The sequence below is a fragment of the Pseudopedobacter beijingensis genome (assembly GCF_042678145.1).
GTDB lineage: Bacteria > Bacteroidota > Bacteroidia > Sphingobacteriales > Sphingobacteriaceae > Pseudopedobacter > Pseudopedobacter beijingensis.
In genome coordinates, this window is the sequence record NZ_JBHUDG010000046.1 from 14,301 (window position 1) to 39,833 (window position 25,533).

Annotated in this window: 21 protein-coding genes; 5 read left to right on the forward strand and 16 right to left on the reverse strand. The window is 34.3% G+C overall.

Annotation, left to right across the window (positions count from 1 at the left end; all coding sequences use genetic code 11):
- Positions 1–47 precede the first annotated feature (47 nt).
- The 8 genes from ACFSAH_RS15750 to ACFSAH_RS15785 form a co-directional block, all read right to left on the reverse strand.
- Positions 48–2,267, reverse strand: coding sequence for a cation:proton antiporter domain-containing protein (locus tag ACFSAH_RS15750; protein WP_379663699.1), 2,220 nt, complete (start codon positions 2,265–2,267; stop codon positions 48–50).
- Positions 2,268–2,469: 202 nt separating this feature from the next.
- Positions 2,470–5,061: a phosphoenolpyruvate carboxylase gene (locus ACFSAH_RS15755; RefSeq protein ID WP_379663700.1), complete on the reverse strand. Its 2,592-nt coding sequence runs from the start codon at positions 5,059–5,061 to the stop codon at positions 2,470–2,472.
- Positions 5,062–5,302: 241 nt separating this feature from the next.
- A complete protein-coding gene (locus ACFSAH_RS15760; RefSeq protein ID WP_379663701.1) occupies positions 5,303–7,333 on the reverse strand; it encodes a putative porin in 2,031 nt (676 codons plus the stop codon).
- A gap of 3 nt (positions 7,334–7,336) precedes the next feature.
- The gene (locus tag ACFSAH_RS15765; protein WP_379663702.1) at positions 7,337–8,152 is read right to left on the reverse strand and encodes a purine-nucleoside phosphorylase; all 816 of its coding nucleotides are present in this window, start codon (positions 8,150–8,152) and stop codon (positions 7,337–7,339) included.
- Complete coding sequence (gene lpxK, locus ACFSAH_RS15770; protein ID WP_379663703.1) at positions 8,133–9,185, reverse strand: tetraacyldisaccharide 4'-kinase; 1,053 nt, start codon at positions 9,183–9,185, stop codon at positions 8,133–8,135. The genes ACFSAH_RS15765 and lpxK overlap by 20 nt, the downstream gene beginning before the upstream one ends.
- Before the next feature lie 106 nt (positions 9,186–9,291).
- Positions 9,292–9,882 (reverse strand): LutC/YkgG family protein, encoded by a 591-nt coding sequence (locus ACFSAH_RS15775; RefSeq protein WP_379663704.1) that lies wholly within the window; start codon positions 9,880–9,882, stop codon positions 9,292–9,294.
- Positions 9,883–9,884: 2 nt separating this feature from the next.
- Positions 9,885–11,261, reverse strand: a complete 1,377-nt coding sequence (locus ACFSAH_RS15780) for a lactate utilization protein B (RefSeq protein WP_379663705.1) — start codon at positions 11,259–11,261, stop codon at positions 9,885–9,887.
- Complete coding sequence (locus ACFSAH_RS15785) at positions 11,254–11,988, reverse strand: (Fe-S)-binding protein (protein ID WP_379663706.1); 735 nt, start codon at positions 11,986–11,988, stop codon at positions 11,254–11,256. Before ACFSAH_RS15785 ends, ACFSAH_RS15780 begins: the two co-directional genes overlap by 8 nt.
- Positions 11,989–12,138: 150 nt before the next feature.
- Between ACFSAH_RS15785 and ACFSAH_RS15790 the strand changes: the two genes are divergently transcribed.
- Both ACFSAH_RS15790 and ACFSAH_RS15795 read left to right on the forward strand, forming a co-directional pair.
- Positions 12,139–13,011, forward strand: coding sequence for an AraC family transcriptional regulator (locus tag ACFSAH_RS15790; RefSeq protein WP_379663707.1), 873 nt, complete (start codon positions 12,139–12,141; stop codon positions 13,009–13,011).
- Positions 13,012–13,082: 71 nt separating this feature from the next.
- On the forward strand, positions 13,083–13,832 hold the full coding sequence (locus tag ACFSAH_RS15795) for an FKBP-type peptidyl-prolyl cis-trans isomerase (protein ID WP_379663708.1): 750 nt from the start codon (positions 13,083–13,085) through the stop codon (positions 13,830–13,832).
- A gap of 81 nt (positions 13,833–13,913) precedes the next feature.
- Here the strand turns inward: ACFSAH_RS15795 and ACFSAH_RS15800 are convergent, their stop codons facing one another.
- From ACFSAH_RS15800 to ACFSAH_RS15810, 3 genes are all read right to left on the reverse strand, one after another.
- Positions 13,914–14,231 (reverse strand): helix-turn-helix domain-containing protein, encoded by a 318-nt coding sequence (locus ACFSAH_RS15800; protein ID WP_379663709.1) that lies wholly within the window; start codon positions 14,229–14,231, stop codon positions 13,914–13,916.
- Between the two features lie 45 nt (positions 14,232–14,276).
- Complete coding sequence (locus tag ACFSAH_RS15805; RefSeq protein ID WP_379663710.1) at positions 14,277–14,612, reverse strand: type II toxin-antitoxin system RelE/ParE family toxin; 336 nt, start codon at positions 14,610–14,612, stop codon at positions 14,277–14,279.
- A 123-nt stretch (positions 14,613–14,735) separates the two neighbouring features.
- Positions 14,736–15,383, reverse strand: a complete 648-nt coding sequence (locus ACFSAH_RS15810) for a phosphatase PAP2 family protein (protein WP_379663711.1) — start codon at positions 15,381–15,383, stop codon at positions 14,736–14,738.
- Between the two features lie 109 nt (positions 15,384–15,492).
- Between ACFSAH_RS15810 and ACFSAH_RS15815 the strand changes: the two genes are divergently transcribed.
- Entirely contained in the window at positions 15,493–16,638 is a 1,146-nt protein-coding gene (locus tag ACFSAH_RS15815) for a methionine aminotransferase (protein ID WP_379663712.1), read from the forward strand.
- Between the two features lie 17 nt (positions 16,639–16,655).
- Complete coding sequence (locus tag ACFSAH_RS15820; RefSeq protein WP_379663713.1) at positions 16,656–17,432, forward strand: nitrilase family protein; 777 nt, start codon at positions 16,656–16,658, stop codon at positions 17,430–17,432.
- A gap of 231 nt (positions 17,433–17,663) precedes the next feature.
- On the opposite strand, the gene ACFSAH_RS15825 is transcribed toward ACFSAH_RS15820, so the two are convergent.
- The 5 genes from ACFSAH_RS15825 to ACFSAH_RS15845 form a co-directional block, all read right to left on the reverse strand.
- Positions 17,664–18,611, reverse strand: a complete 948-nt coding sequence (locus ACFSAH_RS15825; RefSeq protein WP_379663714.1) for a D-2-hydroxyacid dehydrogenase — start codon at positions 18,609–18,611, stop codon at positions 17,664–17,666.
- 142 nt (positions 18,612–18,753) lie between these two features.
- Positions 18,754–19,821 carry a 3-phosphoserine/phosphohydroxythreonine transaminase gene (gene serC, locus ACFSAH_RS15830; protein ID WP_379663715.1) on the reverse strand — a complete coding sequence of 356 codons (1,068 nt, stop codon included), beginning with the start codon at positions 19,819–19,821 and terminating at the stop codon, positions 18,754–18,756.
- A 66-nt stretch (positions 19,822–19,887) separates the two neighbouring features.
- Positions 19,888–22,269: a TonB-dependent receptor gene (locus ACFSAH_RS15835; RefSeq protein ID WP_379663716.1), complete on the reverse strand. Its 2,382-nt coding sequence runs from the start codon at positions 22,267–22,269 to the stop codon at positions 19,888–19,890.
- Positions 22,270–22,280: 11 nt separating this feature from the next.
- A complete protein-coding gene (gene rpe / locus ACFSAH_RS15840; RefSeq protein ID WP_379663717.1) occupies positions 22,281–22,952 on the reverse strand; it encodes a ribulose-phosphate 3-epimerase in 672 nt (223 codons plus the stop codon).
- 572 nt (positions 22,953–23,524) lie between these two features.
- Entirely contained in the window at positions 23,525–24,241 is a 717-nt protein-coding gene (locus ACFSAH_RS15845) for an RluA family pseudouridine synthase (RefSeq protein WP_379663718.1), read from the reverse strand.
- A gap of 129 nt (positions 24,242–24,370) precedes the next feature.
- Here ACFSAH_RS15845 and ACFSAH_RS15850 point away from each other — a divergent pair, with 129 nt between their 5' ends.
- Complete coding sequence (locus ACFSAH_RS15850) at positions 24,371–25,474, forward strand: acyloxyacyl hydrolase (RefSeq protein WP_379663719.1); 1,104 nt, start codon at positions 24,371–24,373, stop codon at positions 25,472–25,474.
- Positions 25,475–25,533 lie beyond the last annotated feature (59 nt).

Here is a 25,533-nt window from a genome sequence, read left to right on the forward strand (position 1 = left end):
TAATAATTTTAACACACTACTCTTTCTATAACTCTAGCTTTAACTTCTTATTGTAATGCGGATAAGATCTTCTTGTGATCTCCTACAATCCAAACCAAATCATTTTCGTCAAATATCCAGTTAGATTCCGGATTAACAATTCTTTGTCCGTTACGTTCAATGCCGACAACAATGCCTTCGGCAATATCTCGTAAATTAGATTCTTTTAATGATCTGCCATATAAATACGAATCTTTTTGAACTAGTATTTTTTCAAGACTTGGTTTGTAAAGACTATCAGATTCACCAACTGATTTTTCCGGACGTAAAATGGAGTTTATTTTCTTAATCTGAGTATCTGTACCAATAATATATAATTTATCTCCGGGATAAATTATGGTATCTCTGGCCGGTAAATGAATATTTAAATCGCCACGACTTATAGATGCCACATTAATACCAGCTCTTTCCCGCCACTTCAACTCTTCTAAAGTTTTACCTACTACAGACGATTCGGGTTTAACTACTATTTCTGTAAAATGCGCATCCCAGGGCGCTAACATAGGTGTTTCTTTTTCCTCTACATCTACACCGTTTTTATTGAAATTAACGAGGAACCTCTCCTCTATTTTTATGTAATACTTTTTAATTTGCTTTCTAAATACGACTAAAGTTATTACAACTAATACAAATGCTATAATAGCGGCTTGTATAGATAATAAACTGTTTAACATTACAATTAATAAAGCTAAGGCTAATAAATGTCTAAAAGCTCTCATTACATAAACTATATTTCTATAGTTTTTATGCCTTGACAGTTTCTGAGCTTCTTCATCATATAAATTTCTGAAAGACAGAGCGTAAAAGAATGGTGACAAAGCTATTATAGTAATAAATATGGTGACAATAGCACCCCAAATTTTGCCTTCCGATTGTTCCTGGAAAAATGGATAGATATATTTAGTAGATAGAATAATAACCGCAATCGAAAATATAGTATGTATCACCGTATTGGTGATGTATTTCCGTAGAAAAACCCGCCAGTTACTTGTAGCAGAAACACTTTGTGTAGCTGCACTATACCTGGCTAAACTATCTTTCCATTTCTGCGGTAGCATAGCCACTACTTTATTAGAAAATGGAAAAGAGAATTTAATCATGTAAGGTGTTGTAAAGGTCGTAATGGCAGATACTGCAACCGTAATGGGGTAAAGAAAAGAACTGGTTACGCCTAAAGTCATCCCCAATGTTGCTATAATAAAGGAGAACTCTCCTATTTGCGCTAAACTTAATCCAGTTTGTATAGATGTTTTGAGTGTTTGCCCGGATAATAAGGCACCAAGTCCTGAACTAAACAATTTTCCAACTATGGTAATAATTAAAATAATTGTTACCGGAAACCAATATTCAACCAATATCTGTGGATCGATCAGCATACCTACCGAAACAAAAAATACTGCTCCAAATAAATCTTTAATAGGTGAAACCAGATGTTCTATTTTAATTCCCTGATTGGTTTCTGCTAAAATAGATCCCATAATAAAGGCACCTAATGCGGGAGAAAAACCAGCAGAAGAAGCTAAATAAACCATTAGTAAACAAAGGGATAGCGATATTATTAAAAGCATTTCATTACTTAATAAAGGTTTTAGCCTTTTTAGTAAGGTTGGAATAAAAAATATACCTCCTATGAACCATAAAGTCAGGAAAAAACCTAATTTCATAATAGAGAATAACATCTCTGTACCCTCAAATTGCTGACTAACCGCTAAGGTAGAAAGCAATACCAAAAGTACAATAGTCGCTAAGTCTTCTACTATTAATACACCAAAAACTAAACTGGCAAACTGTTGTCCTTTGATTCCTATTTCTTCAAATGCCCTGATTATAATGGTAGTAGACGAGACAGATAAGATAGCTCCCAAAAAAATACTATCCATTGACGACCAACCAAAAGCCTGCCCGGTAAAATATCCGATGAACAACATAATAATAATCTCGCTCATGGCCGAAACAGATGCAGAGCCACCTACTTTCATCAGTTTTTTAAAACTGAACTCCAATCCAAGGCTAAATAACAGAATAATCACTCCAATTTCTGCCCAAACCTGTACGTTTTCTACTTCAACAATAGTAGGGAATAATTTAAAGTGCGGACCTACCAGAAAACCAGCCATCAAATACCCTAATACTACTGGCTGCTTTAAATATTTAAAAATTAAGGTTATAACAGCTGCTGCTCCGAGTATTAATCCTAAGTCTACTATTAAATTGGGTAAATGAATCATGTATAATGTTGATGTCTTTTGTTCTAAATATACAAAATTCAGGCTTTTGTGATAGTTAGCTGTTAGTTAATTTTAAAATATTTACAAAAAATAAATGATTGTAGTTTCTACTCCAACCTCATATTTAATAAAGAGCATAAAACAAAAAAGCTGACCTTATTCATAAAGTCAGCTTTATATAAAAAACTTAGGTAAGAAAATATTATGCTGAATTCCTGGCGGCATTAACTATCCCATAGATAGTTCTCATAGCCAGTTTAGTATAAATTTCTCTTTCTTTATCTGATAAATCAGTTTGTAAGCATTTAATTATTGCATAACGTTGAATAATAACCAGAGGTAAAACAATCTTCTCTCTGATAGAAATAGACATTTTATCGATAGGGTTTTTCTCCATTAATGTGTCACTATCTGATAAATCTAAGATCAACCCTTTCGTTAATTCAAATTCATTTTTCATTTGAGTCCAGAAAGCACCATAAGTTTCGTCATTTTCCAGATATTGTGTTAACCTGAAATCAGATTTACTCATAGACATCATGCAGTTATCTATTACAGTCTTAAAGAATCCAACGTTTTTGTAAAGTTCTTTAAGTTTTTTCCATTCGCCTCTTTCTTTAATAGCTTTTAATGCCGTACCTACTCCATAAAATCCAGGAATATTAAGTTTCACCTGACTCCATGAAGTTACAAAGCTGATTGCTCTAAGATCTTCCAGTTTAAGTTCAGAGTTTCCGTTACGTTTTACCGGACGGCTTCCAATATTAATCTGAGAAAGCATTTTCAAAGGGCTTTGGTTTTCCATAAATTTCAAGAACAATGGATGTTCTCTCAAATTAATGAAGTAATTATGGCTAACAGCTGCTAAATCAGCAAATAATGCTTCTTGTTCGCTGTCCATTGTATTTGACCCCTGTTTTTCTAATGCCGAATGTATTCCCGCATGTATCAGCTGCTCCATATTGTTTATAGAGCTTTCGAATGTACCGTAATAAGAACTAATAGTTTGCCCCTGTACAGTCATCTGAATTTGTTTGTTCGCTATATCTTTACCAAACGAAGCATAGAATTTATGCGTTTTACCTCCACCTCTTGCCGGAGGGCCTCCTCTCCCATCAAAAAATGCTAAATCTATATTGTGTTTGCGCGAAATGTCTGTTAGTGTATGTTTTGCATAATAAATGGAGTAGTTAGCCATTAAATAACCACCATCTTTTGTACTGTCAGAAAAACCAAGCATAATTACCTGTCTGTTCTTTCTTCTTTCCAGATGCGCTCTGTAAATTTTGTACGAGTACAAAATATCCATCACATCATGCGCATATTTAAGGTCGTCTATAGTTTCAAATAAAGGAACAAAATCTATATCCAACTCTTCCGGAGACCAACCGCTCCATAAAAACAGCTGTTTCAATTGTAAAATATCAGATGCTTTTTGGCAATTACTGATAATAAACCTGTGACAAGCTCTTTTTCCGTTAGTATGTTGTAGTTCTTTAATTAATCTGATAACATCCAGTGTATCCTGACTTAGGGAATTGAATGATTTATAGTCTGTAAAATTAGCTCTGGATAAGGGAAGTACTTTTATCTTTTCTTCTTCGCTAAGATCAAAATAGTTTTCCGGAACCTGTCCTTTTAACTCATCTGTAGAAATACATTCTTTAAAAGCCGTTCTTAAAACCCTGCTATCTTGTCTGATATCCAGCGATGCGAAATGACAACCAAAAAGTTTAACCTTCCAGCCTAAATCATCAACCAATTCAATAAATAAACCATCGTGGTTATTAATCAGAACATCTTTTATTTTACGAAGAATACCTAATAGTTCTTCTTTAATATTAGATAGCTCTATATTTTCTGAATTGAAAGCGTTGGCATAAAGAATACACTCCAAATCAGCCAGATGCTTTTCTGTACCAATAAACGTAATTCGTTTTTTAAGCTTTTTAAAATCCCGATAATAACATCTGAATAAGGTTTTTCTTAATGCCGATGAAACTTCTTTAGTAGTTTCTGCTGTAACATAAGGATTTCCGTCTCTATCACCACCTGGCCAAAAACCTAATTCTATTAAGCTGTGGTTGCCCAAATTTAGTTTAAAAACTTCTTCCAGTTTGTTATGTACATCAGAAGCTGTTTGGTATAAAATATTTTCCAAAAACCAGTTTAGGCTTAAAGCCTCATCTACCGGTGTTGGTTTTTCTTTATTAAAAAATGGAGTTTTACCTAATTGTTTCAACAATAGGTTTATAGAATTAACATCATTGTTTTTAATGGCAGCCGTAAGATCCGTCATTATCCCCAATATTGGTCCCGGATAAAATTGGGTTGGGTGTGCTGTTAATACTAAACGTAGTTTAAACTCTCTAAGACATTCCTGAATCCTTTTGTATAATGCTTCATCTTGTTGGGCATTATTCATCAGACTGCTTAAAGAACTGGTATCTGTATCTACTCTTATCTTAGAATAGGCCGCATCCTCTACTGCATCAAATAAAACCACCTGCCTTTCTATATATTGGATAAACCTGAAAAGCAAGTCAGTAATTTCCTTAGGATTTGTAAGTCCCATTTGATCATTAAAGAATGTTTCTATAATTTCATCTGGACTTAACTGATCTAAGATACCTTTCTCGCAATGTGCAAAGAAATAAGGTAGCGCCAAACCTGTATTTTTTACCTGATAAAACGGTAATGTTAGGAAAAGACTGTTGTAAAGGTCAAATTTTGTATTAACCTCATTCTTGAAAATTGTTTCTTTGGAATCTAGTCTCTGTTCGTGTATAAACATAATTGGGCGAAAATTACGTTAATCTTAACGATTATCAAAATTAATTATTAAAAAACTACAGGTTTGTGGGATGATTTTGACAAAAATCAATCTATCTGCCGTTTTTTGTCAAAAAATCACAATTAAGTATACTCTGCTTCAACCTATTATTAATAACTGGGAGACAAATTATTGATTATATACCTTTTCTTTAATAGCTTGGCGACAAACCTCTAAGTGACTAGCTTTTTATTTTATTAACCTAATCGTAAAAATTCCAACTTAAACCAAACCTTAAAAGAGAATATGGCATCGGATATCTATCAATAGTATAATATCCTTTAGAGAAAAGTCCCTTGTTGAGATAATCGTAACGTAAAAACAGATTTGCTCTTTTCCAATTGGTTCTCATCCAGGCATCTACTATAGGCCCGGTTCCAAACTGCGTATTGTCTTTATTATAAAATTGGCCAATTGCCGGAGCATAAGCATTAGCTGTATACTGCGAAAAATATTTTGCATCAAAGCCAAATTCCATTTTTAGCACTTTAAAAACGTCCTGATGCATATACAAACTATGGAAAGAATAAAATTCAGGTGTTCTTAATACCGATTCGAAATCTGTTTTTTGATAAACCAGATAATTTTCGAAGGTAAACTTGCCAAAATGAAAATCTTTACCAAATGTTAATTTTAACAGGTTAATATTTGATCCAAATTGAGCTGGATAAATATCATTATTAATCTCTGTAAAGTACATATAATTGCCTATCAGAAAATATTCGGCTTTGGCTTTTAAATGAAATTTCGGATTAACGTATGCAAAAGACAGATTTTGTGTTTTAGTTCTGTCAAAGTTTAAATTCCAACGATGATGATTACTAGTTTCTATCTCATAAATAAGAGCTGGACTCTGATTTTGAGAATAAGCACCTAAAAAAACACTACCTACATTGTTGCTAAGCTTTATTTCTGAGTTAGCCTGATAAAGAAAATCTCCTGCGTAAGGCCCTTGAAAAACCTGCTCCAATTTCAAATTCAGGTTTGCCCGCTGGTTTAAACCATAGGTAAGGTTACCTTTTAGCGTTAAATTCTGGAAGTTACGGCTATAGGTATACTCTCTGTAATTGTAATAATCCTGAACCAGACCTGCGTTAATCTTTAATTCGTTTTTAAGGAAAGAAAGCCGTTTACCCCGAAGATAGAAACTATAATTAAACTCATTTCTGAGATGGTTAAGCCGTGTGGAGTCTGAGGTTGAGTCCTGATAAATGTAATAATTCTTCAGCAAACCCGACTCATCCGGTCTTCCGTATCTGAAATAGTATTTCTGGGTATTGTAAGAAAAAGTATAGCTTACGCGTTGTGTAGGTAAAACCTCCTCATTATTCACCACGCTTTGTTTTCCAATATTAAAAAACTGCCTTATAAAAATGGTGTTGTTCCTAACATCATGGCGGGCATTATTACGCTGTCTGGAATCATACAAGCGGGTTTGCTCATATATTGGCTGAACATAAGTAGGCACAGTAAAAATAGAATCATTTAGAATAGAGCCATTTTCATTGCTTTTTATGGTATTAAATGTTGCGCTTGCCAGTAAGGTATAACGCTTATTTTTAGATTCGTACCAATTCCATATCGATGCATTCAGTATGTCCGATATTTGTCCGGCATAATATCCCTGACTCCCCTGTTTTGCATATTTAGCACCTACATTCCAGTTTGGTTTTATATTTTGGCTATGCAATGCATGAAACTTTTCTTCTTGTTTTCCTCCAAATGGCGATATATAATAAAGTTCAGTATACCTGGCTCTCGCCTGATAATACTTAACGTCCATTGGGCCCTCTATATACCTGTCAAAAAAATGCCGACCTAAATCAAAACCAATACTTTGACGAGGTTCAAAAAGCATAGGACGATAAGCCATGCCCATAACTCCAAGATTCATAGTAGGGCTATGCGGATCATTCAAAGGATTGAAATGCTGAAAATTAGTTGTAGTAGTATCTAACGGAAATAAGATGGTGCTATCCTGTAAAAATTCAAGTTTAGAATATTTAATAAACTTTGCAGTATAAACCACAGAATCCTTTTTTGCATCAAGTTGTTTTCTTAACGAATCTACACTAATGTCTTTATTAGATCTTGGCGTACTTACCGTATCAAAACCAAAATTATCACGGTTATTATTATTTCCGTTATTTGTTCCAAAACCTCGCCCAAATTGCGAATAGGCAGTTAAATGGTACGTTATAAAAAATAATACAATAATTATTCTTCTAAGCATGTATTAAATATGCTGAATCAGCTCTTTTAAAATTTTAGTCATCTTTGGTTCTGCCTCAGCTGCCGTTTCTACAATTTCTTTTAAAGAAACGGGGTGTAGCACTTCATTAAAACCTTCATCTGTAAGTACAGAAATTGCAAATACGCTTAAACCCATGTGTTTTGCTACAATTACCTCCGGTACGGTACTCATTCCTACAGCATCACCTCCTATTATGCGTAAATATCTGTATTCGGATTGTGTTTCCAGATTTGGTCCTGTTACAGATACATAAACTCCCTGGTGGCATCTTATATTGTTTTCCTCAGCAATCTCAAGTCCTTTTTTGATGAATGATTTTTTATAAGGTTCGCTCATATCCGGAAAACGAGGACCAAATTGCTCATAATTTGCCCCAGTTAATGGGTTTTCTGGCTGTAAATTAATATGGTCTTTAATAATCATTAAATCACCTTTCTTAAACTCAGGGTTTAATGATCCACTGGCATTAGATACAAATAAATTGTTAATTCCCAGTAATTTCATAATCCTCACCGGGAAAGTTATTTGTTTCATGGTATAGCCTTCGTAATAATGCAAACGCCCTTGCATAGCTATTACTTTTTTACCACCCAATGTTCCAAAAATAAGCTTACCAGAGTGGAACTCTACTGTTGAAATGGGAAAATTAGGAATATTGGAGTACATTAATTTATACTCCACTTCTATATCGTCAACCAAACCGCCCAAACCGGTACCCAGTATAATACCTATTTCCGGCTCAAAGTTGTTGGTTTTGCTTTTTATATATTCTAATGCTTCACTTATCTGATGTAACATACTCTTTTATTGATTGATCAAACACAGCCTTATCATTATCCAGAAAACAAACTTCTATAGGTAACTGATATACTGGCAAATTAATAATATACGATTTGTTTTCTGCAGTATTTAACCTGGTAGCGTCCTTTTCTGTTGTAATAATTATTTTATTGCCTGAAGGCAGTTTTTCAAATTCTTCTACAAGTTTAAGCATATTTTTTTTGCTAAACTGATGATGATCTGAATAAAAATGATGTGTAATATAGTTAGTGTATTTCCTTAATTCTGTTAATAATGGTTGAGGTTTAGCTATACCTGTGATTAATAATACTTTTGTTTCCTGTTGGATAGAAGAAAGTTTCATGGTTTCTCCCGTGATAATTTGTTGCAGATTATCAGCATATTTTATAGACGAAAAAATAACTTTTTGCCCATTATTTACCATCTGGTAATTTATTTTTACTCTTTCATCCATACTCATGAATGTTGGGCATTTACTAATTACAATCAGGTCAGCTCTTTTTCTTTCGGAAAATAAATCTCTGTAATTACCCGCTGGCAACAACAGTTTAGGATAGGCTAAATGATTGTAATCAAAAACTAAGATATGATAACCCAATGTTGCTGCCCTATGCTGAAAAGCATCATCCAATAATACTAAATCGTGATTTTTTTGCAATTGGTGTATTCCCTCTACCCTGCTTTCGCATACCGAAACTGAAATATCAGGAAACTTTTGTTTCATTTGTAAAGGTTCGTCACCAACCAAAGAAACCTCATCATGAACACCCACCCATCTGAAACCTCTTGTTTTTCTACCATAGCCCCGGCTTAATGTTGCTATTTTATATTTTGGAGATAAGTTCCTGATCAGGTATTCTGTTAAAGGTGTTTTTCCAGATCCTCCAACTTCCAAATTACCTATCCCAATAGTTGGAATGCTAAAACTGGTCGATTTTTTCCATCCACAATCGTAAAATCTGTTGCGTACCCATACAACAAAGCCGTAAACCAGTGAAAAAGGAAATAAAAGCAGTCTGAGATAGTTCATTTATTACTTTAAGCTTTTGCAAAAGTAAAAATTAAAAACCATGTTAAGTGATAAGGATTCTTTTAATCCATACAAACTGCTAATAATTATTACAGAAATTCTAATTTCAACAATTGTACAAATAAACGGTAAGACTTCTGGCACCATGAGCTCCAACAACCAAACTTTGCTCTATGTCTGCGGTTTTTGATGGACCTGCTATAAATGCACCAAACCCTAAATTATCAAAACTTAATCTGTTGTATGCTTCATGTAAAGTAGAAACAATGCTTTTTGCATCAAGGACAATAATTAAATGCTGACATATAAAAGGAATTATACGGTTTGGTAATGTATTTTCATTTATCCAGATAGCCCCATTTTCTGCCACACCTAATTCTCCCCTGATATAAGTTTTATCTAAAGCTTCCAGTTCATAAGAGCTTTTTTGATAAAGATCTTTTTTCTCAGCATCACTTAAATTAAAAGTATTGATATTAAAACCGTTAATACTTTCATTTTTAATATCTTTTAATATTTCATCTAAAGAATTAAATAGCTTAAAATATCCACCTATTTTTTGTAGTACCTCACAAAACTGACTAGTTAAATCTTCGTAATTTAAAACAATAGACTGATCTATCTCCGGTAAAGGAACTTCAGCAGGCTTGTTTGTTTTTAGTGTTGTTAATATGAATTCTTTTGAACTTTGCGACATCGTTATTTTTTATCCTTATTTTCTTTATACCAATCTCTAAAACTTTTTTCTGGTGCTTCAGGCATTTCTCGTTGTTTGTACCACGGATTCAATTTATTGTTAACCACAAAAGATGCATTCTTAAGTACTGTTCTGCCTATTTTCCCTACACTTCGGTAGATAGACGGATGTGCAAATAACCAGGCCGCTCCTTTCATTGCTAATGATTTAGCCGGAGCCACATATCCTTCCTTAACAATTACCTGTCTCCATTTCCATAATTGGTCATGTATATCTATTTTAACCGGACATACATTGCTGCAAGAGCCGCATAAAGTAGAAGCAAACGGTAAATCTGCATTGGCTTTCATGTCTAAATTAGGATTCAGGATAGAACCAATTGGACCTGCAACAGCCGTATGATAGCTATGTCCACCACTTCTTCTGTAAACCGGACAAGTATTAAAACATGCAGCACAACGAATGCACTTTAAAGAATTTCTAAAATCCTGACGTCCCAACTGTCTGCTTCTTCCATTATCAACAACAACAACATGCATCTCCTGTCCCTCCCTTGGTTTTAGAAAATGACTGGAATAAGTTGTAATAGGCTGCCCTGTTGCACTTCTGGTAAGTAACCTTAAAAATACTCCCAGATGTTCTGCCTTAGGAATAATCTTTTCAAACCCCATACAGGCAATATGAACTTTAGCTGTATGTGCTCCCATATCCGCATTGCCCTCATTAGTACAAACTACAAAACCACCCGTTTCGGCTACAGCAAAATTAACTCCTGTTATAGCTAAATCTGCCTCAATAAAGTTATTTCTAAGGCTTTGTCTTGCAGATTCGGTTAGATATTGTGGATCGTTGTTTCCCTTTTCAGTACCTAAATGTTCATGAAAAGTTTCGCTCACATCCTGTTTTTTTAAATGTATAGCAGGCAAAACAATATGACTGGGCGGTTCTTTTCGTAATTGTACAATACGTTCTCCCAAATCTGTATCCACCACATTAATGCCATATTCTGATAAATATCCATTTAAATGGCATTCCTCTGTAAGCATACTCTTGCTCTTGACTACATTTTTAACTCGATGTTTTTGCATAATACCTAAAACAATCTGGTTATGTTCTTTAGCATCTTTAGCCCAATGGACAGTGATACCATTTTTAGCAGCATTTTTTTCAAATTGCAGCAGGTAATCGTCTATTTTAGATAGCGTATGATTTTTAATTTGCGAAGCCCATTCTCTAAGAGTTTCCCATTCAGGTACACCATGTGCAGCTAGATCTCTTTTATGCCTTACAAACCAAAGCGTTTCGTCATGCCAATTGGTCCGCTCTTCGTTTTTAATAAACTGTGCTGCTGCAGTAGCGTGATCTTTCACTTTAGTCATGATTTAAAATTTCTGCTATATGAATGGTTTTCACTTTGCTCCCCTGTCTTTTTAAAATGCCTTCCAAATGCATTAGGCAACTTACATCACCTCCCGTAATATATTCTACATCATTTTGCTCATGTTCAGCAATCCTGTCTTTTCCCATTTTAACACTAACAGCTTCTTCAAATACACAAAATGTCCCTCCAAAACCACAACATTCATCATTACGTTTTGGTCGCTCTATTTTCAATCCCTCAACCTGGTTTAAAAGCATTTCTACCTTTGAGAAAGCAGGTAAATTCCTTTCAGTCATAGAAGATAAACCCAATCCACGCTGACCATGACAGCTATTATGCAGGCCCACTTTATGTGGAAACTTAGATTTTAATGCTTTAACCTCAAGTATATCAGTCAAAAACTCAGTAAGCTCATAAATGTTATGTTTTATTTTCTGACAAGCCTGTACCTCTGTTGTAGAATTTAAATGGTCTTTAACATGCAAAACACAACTACCTGATGGACCTACTATATAATCGTAATCTTTAAAATTACTGATGAAATTTTTATCGCAACCTCTTGTTAAATGAGCGAAACCACTATTAGCCATAGGTTGCCCACAACAAGTTTGATTTTCAGGATAATCAACATCACAACCTAATTTTTTCAGTAATTCATAAGTCGCAATTCCCACCCCGGGGTACAATTGGTCTATATAACACGGAATAAACAATCCTATTCTCATTAATAAGCTTTTTAGTTAATAAACTTGTAACATAAAATTACTATAACTAACACTTTAATAATTACAGGTATTTAGCTATTTTTGATGGTATTTTAACATTTAAAATATTATTTCATAAAAATCAGGTTATTTAAGAACAATTAATTCAGATTGAAGCCCCATTTATTAAAAATCCCCTTAAACCCCGAACACTCGTTTAATGTACGTTATGATGTGGTATCCCATTTTTATAAAATGTGGCATTTTCATCACGAAGTAGAGCTCGTTTACATTATAAAAGGTACAGGATTACAATTTATAGGTGATAATATTCATCATTTTAAACCCGGAGATCTGATTATGTTTGGCTCTTACCTGCCACATTTATGGAGAAGCGACGATATATATCTGAAACCAGATGCAACAGAAAAGCTGGAAGCTATAGTACTTCACTTCTCTCCTGATTGTTTTGGAGAACAATTTTTCAATATTCCGGAAAATAAAGATTTAGATAAGCTTCTCGAAAACGCAAAAAAAGCTATTCGGATACATGGACAAATCAAGGAACATGTAGCAGAATTAATGTTCAGGTTATTAGAAACCGAAGGGTCAGAAAGGATTATACTTTTATTGCAAGCACTTAAAGCAATAAGTCTTTCCGACGAAATTGAACTGGTAAATAAACAGAATACCACCTTACAGTCTTTAAATGAGGCAGATAGATTAAATAATGTTTATCAATACTTACTGGATAATTATACCAGAAACATAGGTTTAAACGAAATAGCTGAAATAGCTCACATTACTCCACATGCTTTCTGCAGGTATTTTAAATCCAGAACCAAAAAAACGTTCTTTGGTTTTCTTATAGAATTACGGGTAAACCATGCTTCTCAGCTTTTGATAAGTAGCAACCGGAGCGTATCTGATATTTGTTACGAAAGCGGCTTTAATAATTTTTCGCACTTTAATAAAAGCTTCAAAAATATTACCGGACGCACTCCCCTGCAACATCGTAAAATGTATAGCTTTAGTTCAGGTTAATGAGTTCCTTTCTCATTAATCAATAACTCCATTCTAATTTTTTATATATTTAGCAGATTTTATAAGAATTAATGAAAAGAAGATATCTATTTGCGGCTTTATTGCTATCAGGAAGTGTTATAGCAAACGCACAGACTAAACCCAAAACTGCTCCTGCCGTAGCAAAACCGGCTAAACCTACATTACAACCTGTAAAAACAAATTACACCAATCTGGACTCGGTAAGTTATTCTTTTGGACAAAAGATAGCCCAGGGATTAAAATCAGACGGAGTAACAAATTTAAGCTATCAGATGCTTTCTAAAGCTATGCAAGATGTTTTTCAAGGAAAAGAGTTATTGGTTTCTGACGAAAAATCTTCGGAATTGATAGAAAGCTTTTTAAAAGATGTAAGTAAAGCCAAATATAAAGAAGTGTTAGATGAAGGTGAAAAGTTTATGGCCGAAAACAAGAAAAAAGCTGGTGTAAAAACCACTCCCAGCGGTTTGCAATACGAAGTACTAAAAGCAGGTGATGGAGCTAAACCGTTAGCCAATGATATGATTACCGTACATTATAAAGGTACTTTATTGAACGGAAAACAATTTGACAGCTCGTATGACCGTGGCGAACCCATTAATTTAAACTTAGGACAGGTTATACCGGGTTGGACAGAAGGCGTCCAGTTAATGCCTTTGGGATCTAAGTATAAATTCGTGATTCCTTACCAATTAGCATACGGACCAAATGGTGCAGGAAGAGATATCCCTCCTTACAGCACTTTAATTTTCGAAATAGAATTAATTAAAATTGGAGCCGATAAAGATAAGGAGCAAGAATAAGTATTACCTTCTTTAGAAGGAAGCCAATCATCATTAAAAATAAAATAACAAAGGGGATTTTTTAAAATCCCCTTTGTTATTTTAGAACTCTCCTATGCTAATGTTCAGATCAGGAAGTTCAATCTGGAATTTAACTTTTGCTTTCAACGCTGTAAAAACCCTAATTAAAGTATCCATTGTCACATTACTTGCATTATTTTCAATTCTTGAAATCTGCGCTTTTTGAACACCTATAAGTTTCCCAAGCTCTTCTTGGGTCAAATGTCTTTCTTGTCGTGTTTTCTTTATAGCCTTTCCTATTAAATTCATTTGAAGCTCATACTCAAAATGATTTCTTTCGGGGGTTCCTATTTGCCCAATTAACTGATCCTGAACTTCATCTAATGTATGTGTCTTCATAACATCTTACTTATTTTATCCTCCTGCTTAGGAGTACTATTACAATTATTTTTGATTAAAGTATTTTGTCCTTAACTGTATTGCTCTCTGGATTTCCTTATCTGCTACCTTGCTTCGTTTTTTTACAAAACCATGAGTAGAAATAACTAAAGTATTTTCCGTCGAAGATTTACCCCAAAAGGCAAGAAGTCGATATTGCAATCCTTGATAAAGAGTTCGGAATTCCCAAATATCATCAGTAAGCTTTTTAAAAAGCTCTGGATTATGTTCAAGTTGAGCTTTACGAATATTATAAAGAATCTTCTCATAATGTTTTCGCTCCAACTGTTTTAAAAAATCGAATGCATCGTCCAAGAAAATTATCTCAAATAATTTTTCCATTCTTTTTATCTTCAATCAAAGATAAATAAAAAGTTTCTATATAAAGAAACACACCGCTAAGCTATATCCCCTATTAACAGACTAATAGTGTTACTAAACCAGTCTATTAAACAAAATGTAAAATTATCCTCTCCTATATCCACATATACTATCCCCTGCATATAACCAGATAAATCCTACACAAAATCCGGCAACAACATCTGTAAAATAATGTACCTCTAAATAAACACGGCTCATTCCTATCAATAAAAAACACAATGTAAATAGTACCGAAACTATAACTCTCCAGCTACGTTGTTTTAAATAATATTGGCAGATAAATATCAACATACAAAAAAAAACCAGACTATTCATGCTATGGCCACTTGGAAAACTATAACCAACAGGTTCCAAAATATCAGAAACAGGTCTTGTTCTTTTAAAAATATTTTTCAGGATGTGCATCAAACCCACAGAAGCAAGAGCAATAAAAGCTATTTTAAGAGATAAAAATTTGTTCTTATGCTTTATCAATAACCATATTATCAGAAAAACATAAAAAGTAATCATAACCGGATAATCACCTATTCCAGTAATAAACAATACAACTTTTGTAAGCTGCGGGGTTTTGTATAAAGCAAACAGTTCTTGTACCCACAAATCCAAATGAAGATTATTATTCAGAAACACCATTTTTATAACAGACAGTAATAGCAAAAAAGAAATAGCAACCAAAACCCGTAACCAAACAGATTTACCAAAAAAACTATACTTTACAATATTATCAGACATATCAGCTAAAAATAAGTTGTTATTGTTCAACCTAAAAATAAAAGCAAATAATCAAAAACTATCTTTAAAATAAAAATTATGGTTAATTTGCTCTTTTATTTAAGAACACGTGATTAATATATCTTCTAAACTACCTAAGACCCCTACAACTATATTTTCATTAATGAGTGGGTTAGCCAAAGAACATCAGGCTATTAACCTATCTCAAGGTTTTCCTGATTTTGATTGTGATCCCGAACTTGTTAAATTAATCTCAAAAGAGATGAAGAACGGGAATAATCAATATGCGCCCATGGCAGGAATTCCCGATCTAAGGAAATGTATTTCTGATAAAATACAGCGCTTCCACCAAAGCTATTACGACCCAGAGCATGAAATTACCATAACCGCAGGTGGTACACAAGCAATTTTTACGGCAATAGCAGCAATTATTAAGCAAAATGATGAAGTTATCATCTTTGAACCGGCTTATGATTCTTATGCACCTACTGTAAAAGCTTTCGGTGGACTGGTAAAAAGTTATGAAATGGCTCCTCCATACTTTGAGATAGATTGGAGTGTGGTAAAAAAACTGATTTCGGTAAATACCAGAATGATTATTATTAACTCTCCACATAACCCAACAGGTAGAATTCTGAAAGAAAACGACGTTAAAGAGTTAATTAATATCACCAAAAACACAGATATTATTATTCTGAGCGATGAAGTTTACGAACATATCATCTTCGATAATAACGAGCATCTTAGCCTTTGCAGATATCCCGAACTAAAAGAGAGAACATTTATTACAGCTAGTTTTGGTAAGCTTTTTCATGCTACAGGATGGAAAATTGGATATTCCTGCGCTCCAAAACTATTAATGGAAGAGTTTAGAAAAATACACCAGTTTCAAATATTCTCAGTAAATACGCCCATGCAAATGGCATTTGCTGCCTATCTAAAAAATAACGATATTTTTGAAGAGCTATCTGTATTTTTCCAGCAAAAGCGTGATTTGTTCCGCGATATGATGAAACAAACCAAATTCACCTTGCTTCCTTGCGAAGGATCCTATTTTCAGAATGTTACTTACGAAAAAATAGGTAACTTAAAGGATATAGAATTTGCTACCAAAATGGTAAAAGAGAATAAAGTTGCTTGTATCCCTAACTCGTCATTCTACACCAGAAAGACCGATTATAGAAGTTTACGATTTTGTTTTGCAAAAAAACAAGAAACACTTGAAAAAGCCGTTGAGAACTTAATGGAATTATAAAAGTAAAACCGTCTGACATGAAACAACTAAAAGTAACAACTTACCAGGCTTATATTTTTTGGGAAAATATAGATAAAAACCTGCAGAACATAGAGCTTAAACTATCCGGATTACGAGAAAAAACAGACCTGATTGTTTTACCTGAAATGTTTAATACAGGTTTTACAATGAATGCCGCAGAGCTTGCAGAAAGCATGAATGGTAAAACAGTTGCCTGGATGAAACGCATGGCAGAAAAATACGGTGCTGTAGTTACCGGAAGTCTGATGATTGCTGAAAATGGAAAGTTTTATAATAGGATGATCTGGATGCGCCCAGACGGTACACTTGAACAGTACGATAAAAAGCATCTTTTTGCTTTCGCTAATGAAGAGAAAACTTTTACGGCAGGAAACCAGATAAAAACCGTTGAGCTTAACGGCTGGAAAATAAGATTAGCAATATGTTATGATCTCAGGTTTCCTGTTTTCCTCAGAAATAAAGATGCAGAATACGACCTGCTTCTGATTATTGCGAGTTGGCCAGATAAACGCTCTATGCACTGGCGTACTTTAATACAGGCCAGAGCCATTGAAAACCAAAGTTTTGTGATAGGTGTAAACCGTGTAGGCCATGACGGAAACGAAACTTATCATAGCGGACACTCTATGTGTATTAATCCAACAGGAGAAACAGTTTATTATAAACCAGAAGACGAAGATCTATATACTTTTACCATCAACTATGACGATTTGGTAGAAATAAGAAACTACCACCCTTTCTTAAAAGATGCCGATGATTTTGAATTAAAATAAAAGTTCAGGGTATTACAATACTTTATAGACAGAAACAGGCAGGCTGTAAAGTAAAAAAAAAACAAACCAAAAGTTTGTTTTTTTATAAATTAAGTGGGGCTATATCAAAAATAAGCAGTCACCCTGAATTTATTTCAGGGTCTCTTCGTAGTGATATTTCAGATTCTGAACCAAATTCAGAATGACGAAACCTAAAAACTTTTGATACAGCTCCACTTTATACAAAAAGGATTATCCTTTTAATCTTTGAATAATAATTTGCGCTAACTCAACACCAATTCTTTCCTGAGCTTCGTTAGTAGCAGCACCTATATGCGGTGTTAACGAGATTTTTGGATGTTTTAAAATCTCTTCCCTTGGAGTAGGTTCGTTATCAAAAACATCTAAACCAGCAAAAGCAACTTTTCCGCTATTTAAAGCTTCAACTAAAGCCAATTCGTCTATAACACCACCTCTTGAACAGTTTACAACACCAACACCTTGTTTTACTTTTTCAAATTCTTCTTTACCTAAAATTGGTTTATCAGTAAAAGGAACGTGTAAGCTAATAAAATCTGATTGAGTCAATACTTCTTCCAAAGTAGCTTTCTTTACAGGAACATCAACTTTAATATTACCAGAAAGTTCTAGCGTTAAAGCAGCAGGAACATCAAATAAATCATAAGCCAATACATCCATACCTAAGCCTAAAGCAACTTTAGCTGTCTCTCTACCAATTCTGCCAAATCCAATAATACCTATGGTTTTTCCTTTTAATTCTGTACCAGCAGCATATTTTTTCTTTAACTTGGCAAATTCAGTATTTCCTACAACAGGCATTTGTCTGTTAGAATCGTAAACAAATCTTACACCGTTAAACAAATGAGAAAATACCAGCTCAGCTACAGATAAAGATGAAGAAGCAGGAGTGTTTTCTACAAAAACACCTTTGCTTTTTGCATATTCAACATCAATGTTATCCATACCTACTCCACCACGACCAATTAATTTGATGTTAGGGCAGGCGTCAATAAGTTCTTTTCTTACTTTAGTCGCACTTCTAACAGTAATAGCATCATAACTATTTAACTTAGAAGCCAACTCTTCTTGTGGGATATTTTGCGTATCTACTTCAAAACCGGCATCTTCCAAAAGTTTTTTACCTACCGGATCAATACCATCATTTGCTAAAATTCTCATAATATATTTTACTTTATGATATTAACAGAACCCGTTAAAATTTACAAATGTAAAATTCAACAAAGTCGAAATTATAGTTATAACTATTTCGACTTTGTTGAATAGAAACATACTGACTTTTAACAGGTCAATTGTGTTTTAATTATTTCTGACTTTTTTCGAACTCTTGCATAGCTTCTACCAATGCATTAATACCATCAATAGGTAAAGCATTGTAAATAGATGCTCTGAAACCGCCAACACTTCTGTGTCCTTTGATACCAATACAGCCTTTAGACTCAGCAAGTTTGAGGAATTCTTTTTCCAATTCCGGATTTTCCATTACAAATGTAACGTTCATTCTTGAACGATCTTCTTTAGCAGCAGTACCTTTGAAGAATGGGTTTCTATCAATCTCAGCATATAAAGCCTCAGCTTTTGCTGTATTTTCTTTTTCTATAACAGCAACACCACCTTTAGCTTTTAACCACCTTAGGTTTAACATGGCTACATAAATAGAAAATACCGGAGGTGTGTTAAACATAGACTCACCTTCTATATGTACCTGATAATCCAACATAGAAGGAATTGTTCTGCCTGTTTTACCTAACAATTCGTCTTTTATAATAACAACAGTTGCTCCTGCCGGACCTATGTTCTTTTGTGCTCCAGCATAAATTAAACCAAAATCAGCAACATTTATTTCTCTACTCATAATGTCTGAAGACATATCACAAACCAAAGGAACGTTGGTTTTAGGAAAGTCAAACATTTCAGTACCATAAATGGTATTGTTAGATGTTACGTGAAAATAGGCTGCATCTTGCGGAATTGTATAGCCTTTAGGTATGAAATTAAAGTTGGCATCTTTAGAGCTTGCTACAAGTTCTACCTCACCAAAGTTTTTAGCTTCTTTAATTGCTTTTTTTGCCCAAACACCTGTTTCTAAATAAGCAGCTTTACCTCCTTCTGGCAATAAGTTCATTGCAGTCATCAAGAATTGTAAGCTGGCTCCACCTTGTAAGAATATTACCGAATATCCCTCTGGAACATTCATCAATTCTCTAACCAATTGAATTGCCTCTTCGCAAACTGCAATAAATTCTTTGCTGCGATGCGAGATTTCAAGGATAGATAAACCTGTGTTATTGAAATTTAATACAGCTTCAGAAGCTTCTTTGAATACTTCTTGGGGTAAAATGCAAGGACCTGCACCAAAGTTATGTTTCATCTCTATGTTTATAGTTTTGTTTGCCGATTCAAATTTAAGATAATAAAACCTTTTTAGCACTTTATTTTAAAATTTTGCAATAATCTTAAAATTAAGCTGTCTAGATGTCAAAAAATTAGGAATTGCATAACGATTATTGTTTACATCAGTAATCCATAAATACGATACTGTATTATTGATATTCAGTAAATTAAATACTTCCGCATAAACAATTAAATTCTTAAAATAAGTATCTAATATTTTTGGTCTATGCGCACTTTCCGCATCTAAAAAATCTTTAGAAAAACCAATATCTACCCGCTTATATGCCGGTATGGTAAAATTAGTCTTAGATTTTTCAGTTCCGGGTGCCCATGTCGGTAGTTTGGAGCCCAGTAAAAAATTCATATGAACCTTATAGGTAGGACTGTTAAATAACCTATCCTGAAAAAAAGCAGAAAAATTGACGCGCTGATCAGTTGGCCGTCTGATATATTCAGAGGTACCTTCTAACTGTTCCTCGGTTTTAATGATAGATAACCTGAAAGACGATTGCAGATCCTTCACAAACTCTCCGCTTAAAGACATGTCCAAACCAGCCGCATAACCATTAGATCTGCGATCTGCCAGATACCGGATACGGATATTATCTATATCATAAGGAACCAGGTCTTTCAATACCTTATAATACAATTCGGTACTAAAGCGCAAATCAGTTCCCAAACCGTAAAACTTATAGTCTGAAGAAGCTACAAAATGCACAGATTTTTGTGATTTGACATCAAAATTAATAGTACCATCCAGATTCCTCATTTCCCTATAAAATGGAGATTGTACATATAAACCACTAGCAAACCTGTATAAAATATCTTTATGAGTATCCGGTTTATAGGTTAGCACAAAACGCGGACTTGGAATAAACTCTTTGGTAAAAGAATTATAATTGAACCTTACCCCTGCCGAATAAGAGAAAAGACTGCTTAATGCCGCACTGTTCATTAAATAACCAGAAAATCTGTTTGTTACAAGCGAATTATCAGCAAACCTGTAATCCAGTAATTCCAGATTATTATTCTGTGGCTGATGCGGAATAGAATATCCGGCAGAATCCAAAAGATTAAACTCATTCAATTTATCTTTCAGATTATCATATTGATATTTCAGTCCTGCTTCCCACTGACTTCTGTTACGGATATAGTTCAGCTTTACTTCCGAAGCATATATTTGAGAATTCAACTGATTTCTTCCATAATCCTGGTAAGCCCCAAAACCACGGTTTCCTTTCACCTTTCCAAAAGAACCATTTAAATAATCACCATCCAGCTCTTCAAAAATATACTGTCCATAAATATCAAATCGTTCATTCTCTTTAATCGAAAAAACCGAATTAATCCATTTAAAATACAGGTTTTGCTTAGGCTTATAATTCAGGGTTAAAGCCCCAACAATATTTTCGTAACTATCTTTTTCCTGTCCCTCATAATCCACCTTCAAACGCAACACCTCTTGCGTTGTACCAAAAACAGTCTCCCTGGATTCAGGTATCAAACCAAAATCACTTTTATTATAAATAGCCAGGGCTTCTATACTGAACTTTTTGTTGAACTTATAATCTCCAAATAATTGAAAATCATGGAATGATGGATTATAAGATCCCGAAACTTGTTGCGTTTTTAAAAGCGACTGATTCTTCTTATTACGATACCCAAAAGCTATGTTTGCCTTTCCTAAAGGTATAGATGAGCTTAGCGATACAGCATTAGAACCTAAACTAGCTATAGTGCTTAAAGAATCTTTAAACTGATATTTCACATCTAAAACCGAAGACATTTTATCCCCATATTTAGGTGTAAATCCGCCCGCAGAAAACTTAACATTCCCGGCAAGATCAGGGTTAATAAGACTAAGTCCTTCCTGTTGTCCGTTCCTGATAAGATAAGGTTTAAATATTTCTACATCATTAATATAAATCAGGTTTTCATCAAAATTACCTCCCCTAACAGAATATTGAGAACTCAGTTCATTATTAGTAGAAACCCCCGGTAACTGCTTTAACATAGACTCCAGACTTTGCGAAGCATTTGGGTTTAACAAAAAGTCTTTGGTATGGAGTTGGTAAATCCCTTCCGTTCTATCCCTTTGGTCGGTAACTTTTATTTCTTCTAAATGGTAAACCTTAAATGATAAATCTTGCGTGGTACTTTTATGCTCAACAATATGTATATCTAATACAATAGTTTGATAGCCCGGATAAGAGAAGCTTATTTTTTGATTACCAATCGGCACTTTCAGCTTATAATTACCCAATTCGTTACTTTGTGTACGATATTTAGAGTTTGCAATATAAATGCTTACACCAGTAAGACTCTCACCCTTCTCATTTTTAACATTCCCTATCAGCTCAGACAATGATTGAGCATGGCTGTTTAGCGTAAAAAGCAAGAAGAAGAGCGCAAGAACACGAACCATTAAGTATTTTCTTAGGCTTTAAAAATATCCGGATTTATTCTTTTCATCTCCGCAATAGCGTGTATAGGATCTTCTGCTCCAAAAATAGCATTTCCGGCAACAAGTACATTTGCACCTGCTTTTAATAAAGCCAAAGAATTATGCGAACTTACACCTCCGTCTATTTCTATCAAAAGATCCGGGTTTCTCTCATTCGCCATCGCTCTCAATTTTCTCACTTTCTCATAAGTGTTCTCTATAAACTTTTGTCCGCCAAACCCCGGATTAACAGACATAATCAATACCATGTCTAATTCTTCGATTACATTTTCCAGTAAACCAACCGGTGTATGCGGATTTAAAGCCACTCCGGCCCGGCATTCCAATTCTTTTATTTTATGAATAGTTCTGTCTAAATGGGTACAAGCCTCATAATGTACAGTAATTCCGTTAGCCCCTGCATTTTTAAAATCTTCCAGATATCTGTCCGGATCAACAATCATTAAATGCACATCCAGAGGCTTTAATGCATAATTCTTCACCGCTGCCATCACCGGAAACCCAAAAGAAATATTAGGAACAAACACTCCATCCATAACGTCTACGTGTATCCAATCGGCTTCACTATTGTTCAACATAAGAATATCTTGCTTAAGATTCGCAAAGTCTGCGGAAAGTATTGATGGTGCTATTAAAGGATTCATGCACCAAATATAATAATATTGACAATTTTTAGCATGAAACGAACAATGATTTAAACCAGCACCCCCGCACTTTTATTTTTTTCTTTATAGCATGTTTTCAATTTACTATATGTTCTTCTCATTACGAAGCTTAGAATAGACACAAATAGCTAGTTTTAAACAATAATTTGATTTTAATTAACCATCATTGAATATTACGCTCGATGTGGATGTTCTAAGAAATGATTTTTCCTAGAGTTTCTTTTGCAAATTTTGATTACAGCATACTTATGGGTAAATTTACCCTATCCTACTCTAACAAAAATCACCTACTCCAAAAACTATTTTTCTCTGTAAAAGTCCGTTAAAATCCGTTGAACTCCGCGAAAGTCTGTATATACTGAATACTTGCTTCGAGATTGGCCTGTACCTGGTTCGTGTTTGGCTTGAGTATTATACATGTATTCTTCGATAAAGCTTCGACTCCGTTTCGGCGGCTACCGAAGCTTTATCGAACAGTTCTCGGAGAAAAGTCGAAGCTGACACGAGTTTGTCTCCTGTCTGTCTTCAATACAACTCACCCCAACAGCATTTTATGCGTCGTTCTTTTCCAGCAATTTTAATAAAACTGCAAAATCTTTAGGATAATCAGCTGCAATTGTTTTCTCTTCACCGCTTAGTAAGGTAAAGGTTAACTGACGGGCATGTAAAGCAAATCTTTTCATAATAGGTTGCTCTTCTTCATCTGTTAAACGGTAGCCACGTTTTATATGAGACAGAAAAGCCGGTTTTCCACCATACATTTTATCTCCGGTAATAGAAGCTTTTTGGGTGGCCAGGTGAATACGGATTTGGTGCATTCTGCCCGTTACCGGTTTTGCTTCTATTAAAGTGTAATGTTTGAAATATTTTAATGATTTAAACCAGGTTTCAGCACGCTTCCCTTCGCCCCTGCTTATAACCACATTTCCTTTTCCCACATTTAAAATGGGTAAATCAACTAATAAATCGTCAAAAACATGTGTTCCATCTACAATAGCATGGTAAATTTTATTTACTTTTCTATGTTCAAACTGCATAGAGATATGGCGGTAAGCTTCTGGTGTTTTTGCTATAATAAGTAATCCCGAAGTTTCTTTATCTAACCTGTGACATATCTGCGCATCAGGGGTGTATTGTTTTGCTAGTCTGAGCAAGTTTATTTCTCCACCCTCTCTCTCGTCTAGTGAACTTAAAAACGGAGGTTTATTTACAACTAACAGATCTGAATCTTCGTAAAGTATAATGTCTTCGAATTTTGGAAACTTCATAGGGGACAAAGATAATAATTTTGGTCAGTAGCTATTTATCAATAAATATCTTAGTTTTCAGAAAAAAACATCATTTTCGTACTTTTTACAAGAATAATTTAATAACCTTTAACTAACGTTCTATAATCCATGTTTAATAAATGCTTTAATCGGGCATTTTTACCTTTTGCTCTCCTTTTGTTTACCGGTGGGGCGGTAAAATCTCAATCTTATTCGGGCGCTGATGCTGTCGAAATAAAACTTCAAAAAACATTTGCCTACTTTCCGTCACACTATAAACTTTCTAATGATATTTATGGTGGCGAGCTTATTTACCACAAACAAACGGAAAATAAGGATTGGGCTAAAAAATTGAGTATAAAAAGTGTAGATTTTATCTTTGATTTCAAAAATACCCAACAATTATTGGTTAAAGGAGAAGGCAACCAGTTTGGAAACTCTTATGCTTTATTATCGGGCTTATCGTTCCAGCTTTACAAAAATAATTTGTTCAATATCAATATCAATCCATCATTAGGATTGGGATATACTCAACAAACTTTTTATACCAACGGCAACACTATTATAGGAAGCCGGGTGAATTTATATTCCCGGGCGGCTTTAAATCTTGAAGCACCTCTTTCAGAAAAAACAAGCTTATCCTTAAGTGTTGGTGTGCTACACTTTTCTAACGGAGCCATGCGAGTACCTAACGATGGTATGAATATGGGGAATTTTGGCATAAGTCTTAAAAGAAGACTGGAAAATAATCTGGATAAAAATACTGATGATGCTCCTGAACAGCGCTTTAAAAAACATAATCTGGAACTGGGTTTAAATCTGGGTCGCCGGGGAGTTTATAAAAGTAAAGATGGACTTTATAAAACAGGTTTATATGCTGGTTACAGCTATAGGATAAGTTCTTTTATTGATTTGGGAGTGGGTACCGATGCTGTTTATTATTATACTATATATGATCCTAACCGGAATGAGGAGACTTATCAGTCTAAAGCAACATCTTTGGACAGATGGCGGATTGGCGTAGCTGCCGGACCGAGTATCTGGTTATCTAATTTTGCTATAGACCTTAAATATGGATATTATCTGCATTTTAATTCACTTCATAACACTAAAATGTACTGGAATGCAGGCGTAAAATATAAATTAACTGACTGGTTTTCTTTGCAGGCTAAAGGATACATTCACGGAACAGAAGTGGATTGTATTGCTGCTGGTTTAAACTTTAGCTTGTAACTTTAGCCTTCTGTTAATTAAAGCATTTAGTCTTAAATTCAAGGCTGGGCATTATTACC

Bases quoted from the DNA above. Each gene is read 5' to 3' on its own strand.
- ACFSAH_RS15750 (WP_379663699.1), bottom strand. From the start codon at position 2,267: ATGATTCATTTACCCAATTTAATAGTAGACTTAGGATTAATACTCGGA.
- ACFSAH_RS15755 (WP_379663700.1), bottom strand. From the start codon at position 5,061: ATGTTTATACACGAACAGAGACTAGATTCCAAAGAAACAATTTTCAAG.
- ACFSAH_RS15760 (WP_379663701.1), bottom strand. From the start codon at position 7,333: ATGCTTAGAAGAATAATTATTGTATTATTTTTTATAACGTACCATTTA.
- ACFSAH_RS15765 (WP_379663702.1), bottom strand. From the start codon at position 8,152: ATGTTACATCAGATAAGTGAAGCATTAGAATATATAAAAAGCAAAACC.
- lpxK (WP_379663703.1), bottom strand. From the start codon at position 9,185: ATGAACTATCTCAGACTGCTTTTATTTCCTTTTTCACTGGTTTACGGC.
- ACFSAH_RS15775 (WP_379663704.1), bottom strand. From the start codon at position 9,882: ATGTCGCAAAGTTCAAAAGAATTCATATTAACAACACTAAAAACAAAC.
- ACFSAH_RS15780 (WP_379663705.1), bottom strand. From the start codon at position 11,261: ATGACTAAAGTGAAAGATCACGCTACTGCAGCAGCACAGTTTATTAAA.
- ACFSAH_RS15785 (WP_379663706.1), bottom strand. From the start codon at position 11,988: ATGAGAATAGGATTGTTTATTCCGTGTTATATAGACCAATTGTACCCC.
- ACFSAH_RS15795 (WP_379663708.1), top strand. From the start codon at position 13,083: ATGAAAAGAAGATATCTATTTGCGGCTTTATTGCTATCAGGAAGTGTT.
- ACFSAH_RS15800 (WP_379663709.1), bottom strand. From the start codon at position 14,231: ATGAAGACACATACATTAGATGAAGTTCAGGATCAGTTAATTGGGCAA.
- ACFSAH_RS15805 (WP_379663710.1), bottom strand. From the start codon at position 14,612: ATGGAAAAATTATTTGAGATAATTTTCTTGGACGATGCATTCGATTTT.
- ACFSAH_RS15810 (WP_379663711.1), bottom strand. From the start codon at position 15,383: ATGTCTGATAATATTGTAAAGTATAGTTTTTTTGGTAAATCTGTTTGG.
- ACFSAH_RS15820 (WP_379663713.1), top strand. From the start codon at position 16,656: ATGAAACAACTAAAAGTAACAACTTACCAGGCTTATATTTTTTGGGAA.
- ACFSAH_RS15825 (WP_379663714.1), bottom strand. From the start codon at position 18,611: ATGAGAATTTTAGCAAATGATGGTATTGATCCGGTAGGTAAAAAACTT.
- serC (WP_379663715.1), bottom strand. From the start codon at position 19,821: ATGAAACATAACTTTGGTGCAGGTCCTTGCATTTTACCCCAAGAAGTA.
- ACFSAH_RS15835 (WP_379663716.1), bottom strand. From the start codon at position 22,269: ATGGTTCGTGTTCTTGCGCTCTTCTTCTTGCTTTTTACGCTAAACAGC.
- rpe (WP_379663717.1), bottom strand. From the start codon at position 22,952: ATGAATCCTTTAATAGCACCATCAATACTTTCCGCAGACTTTGCGAAT.
- ACFSAH_RS15845 (WP_379663718.1), bottom strand. From the start codon at position 24,241: ATGAAGTTTCCAAAATTCGAAGACATTATACTTTACGAAGATTCAGAT.
- ACFSAH_RS15850 (WP_379663719.1), top strand. From the start codon at position 24,371: ATGTTTAATAAATGCTTTAATCGGGCATTTTTACCTTTTGCTCTCCTT.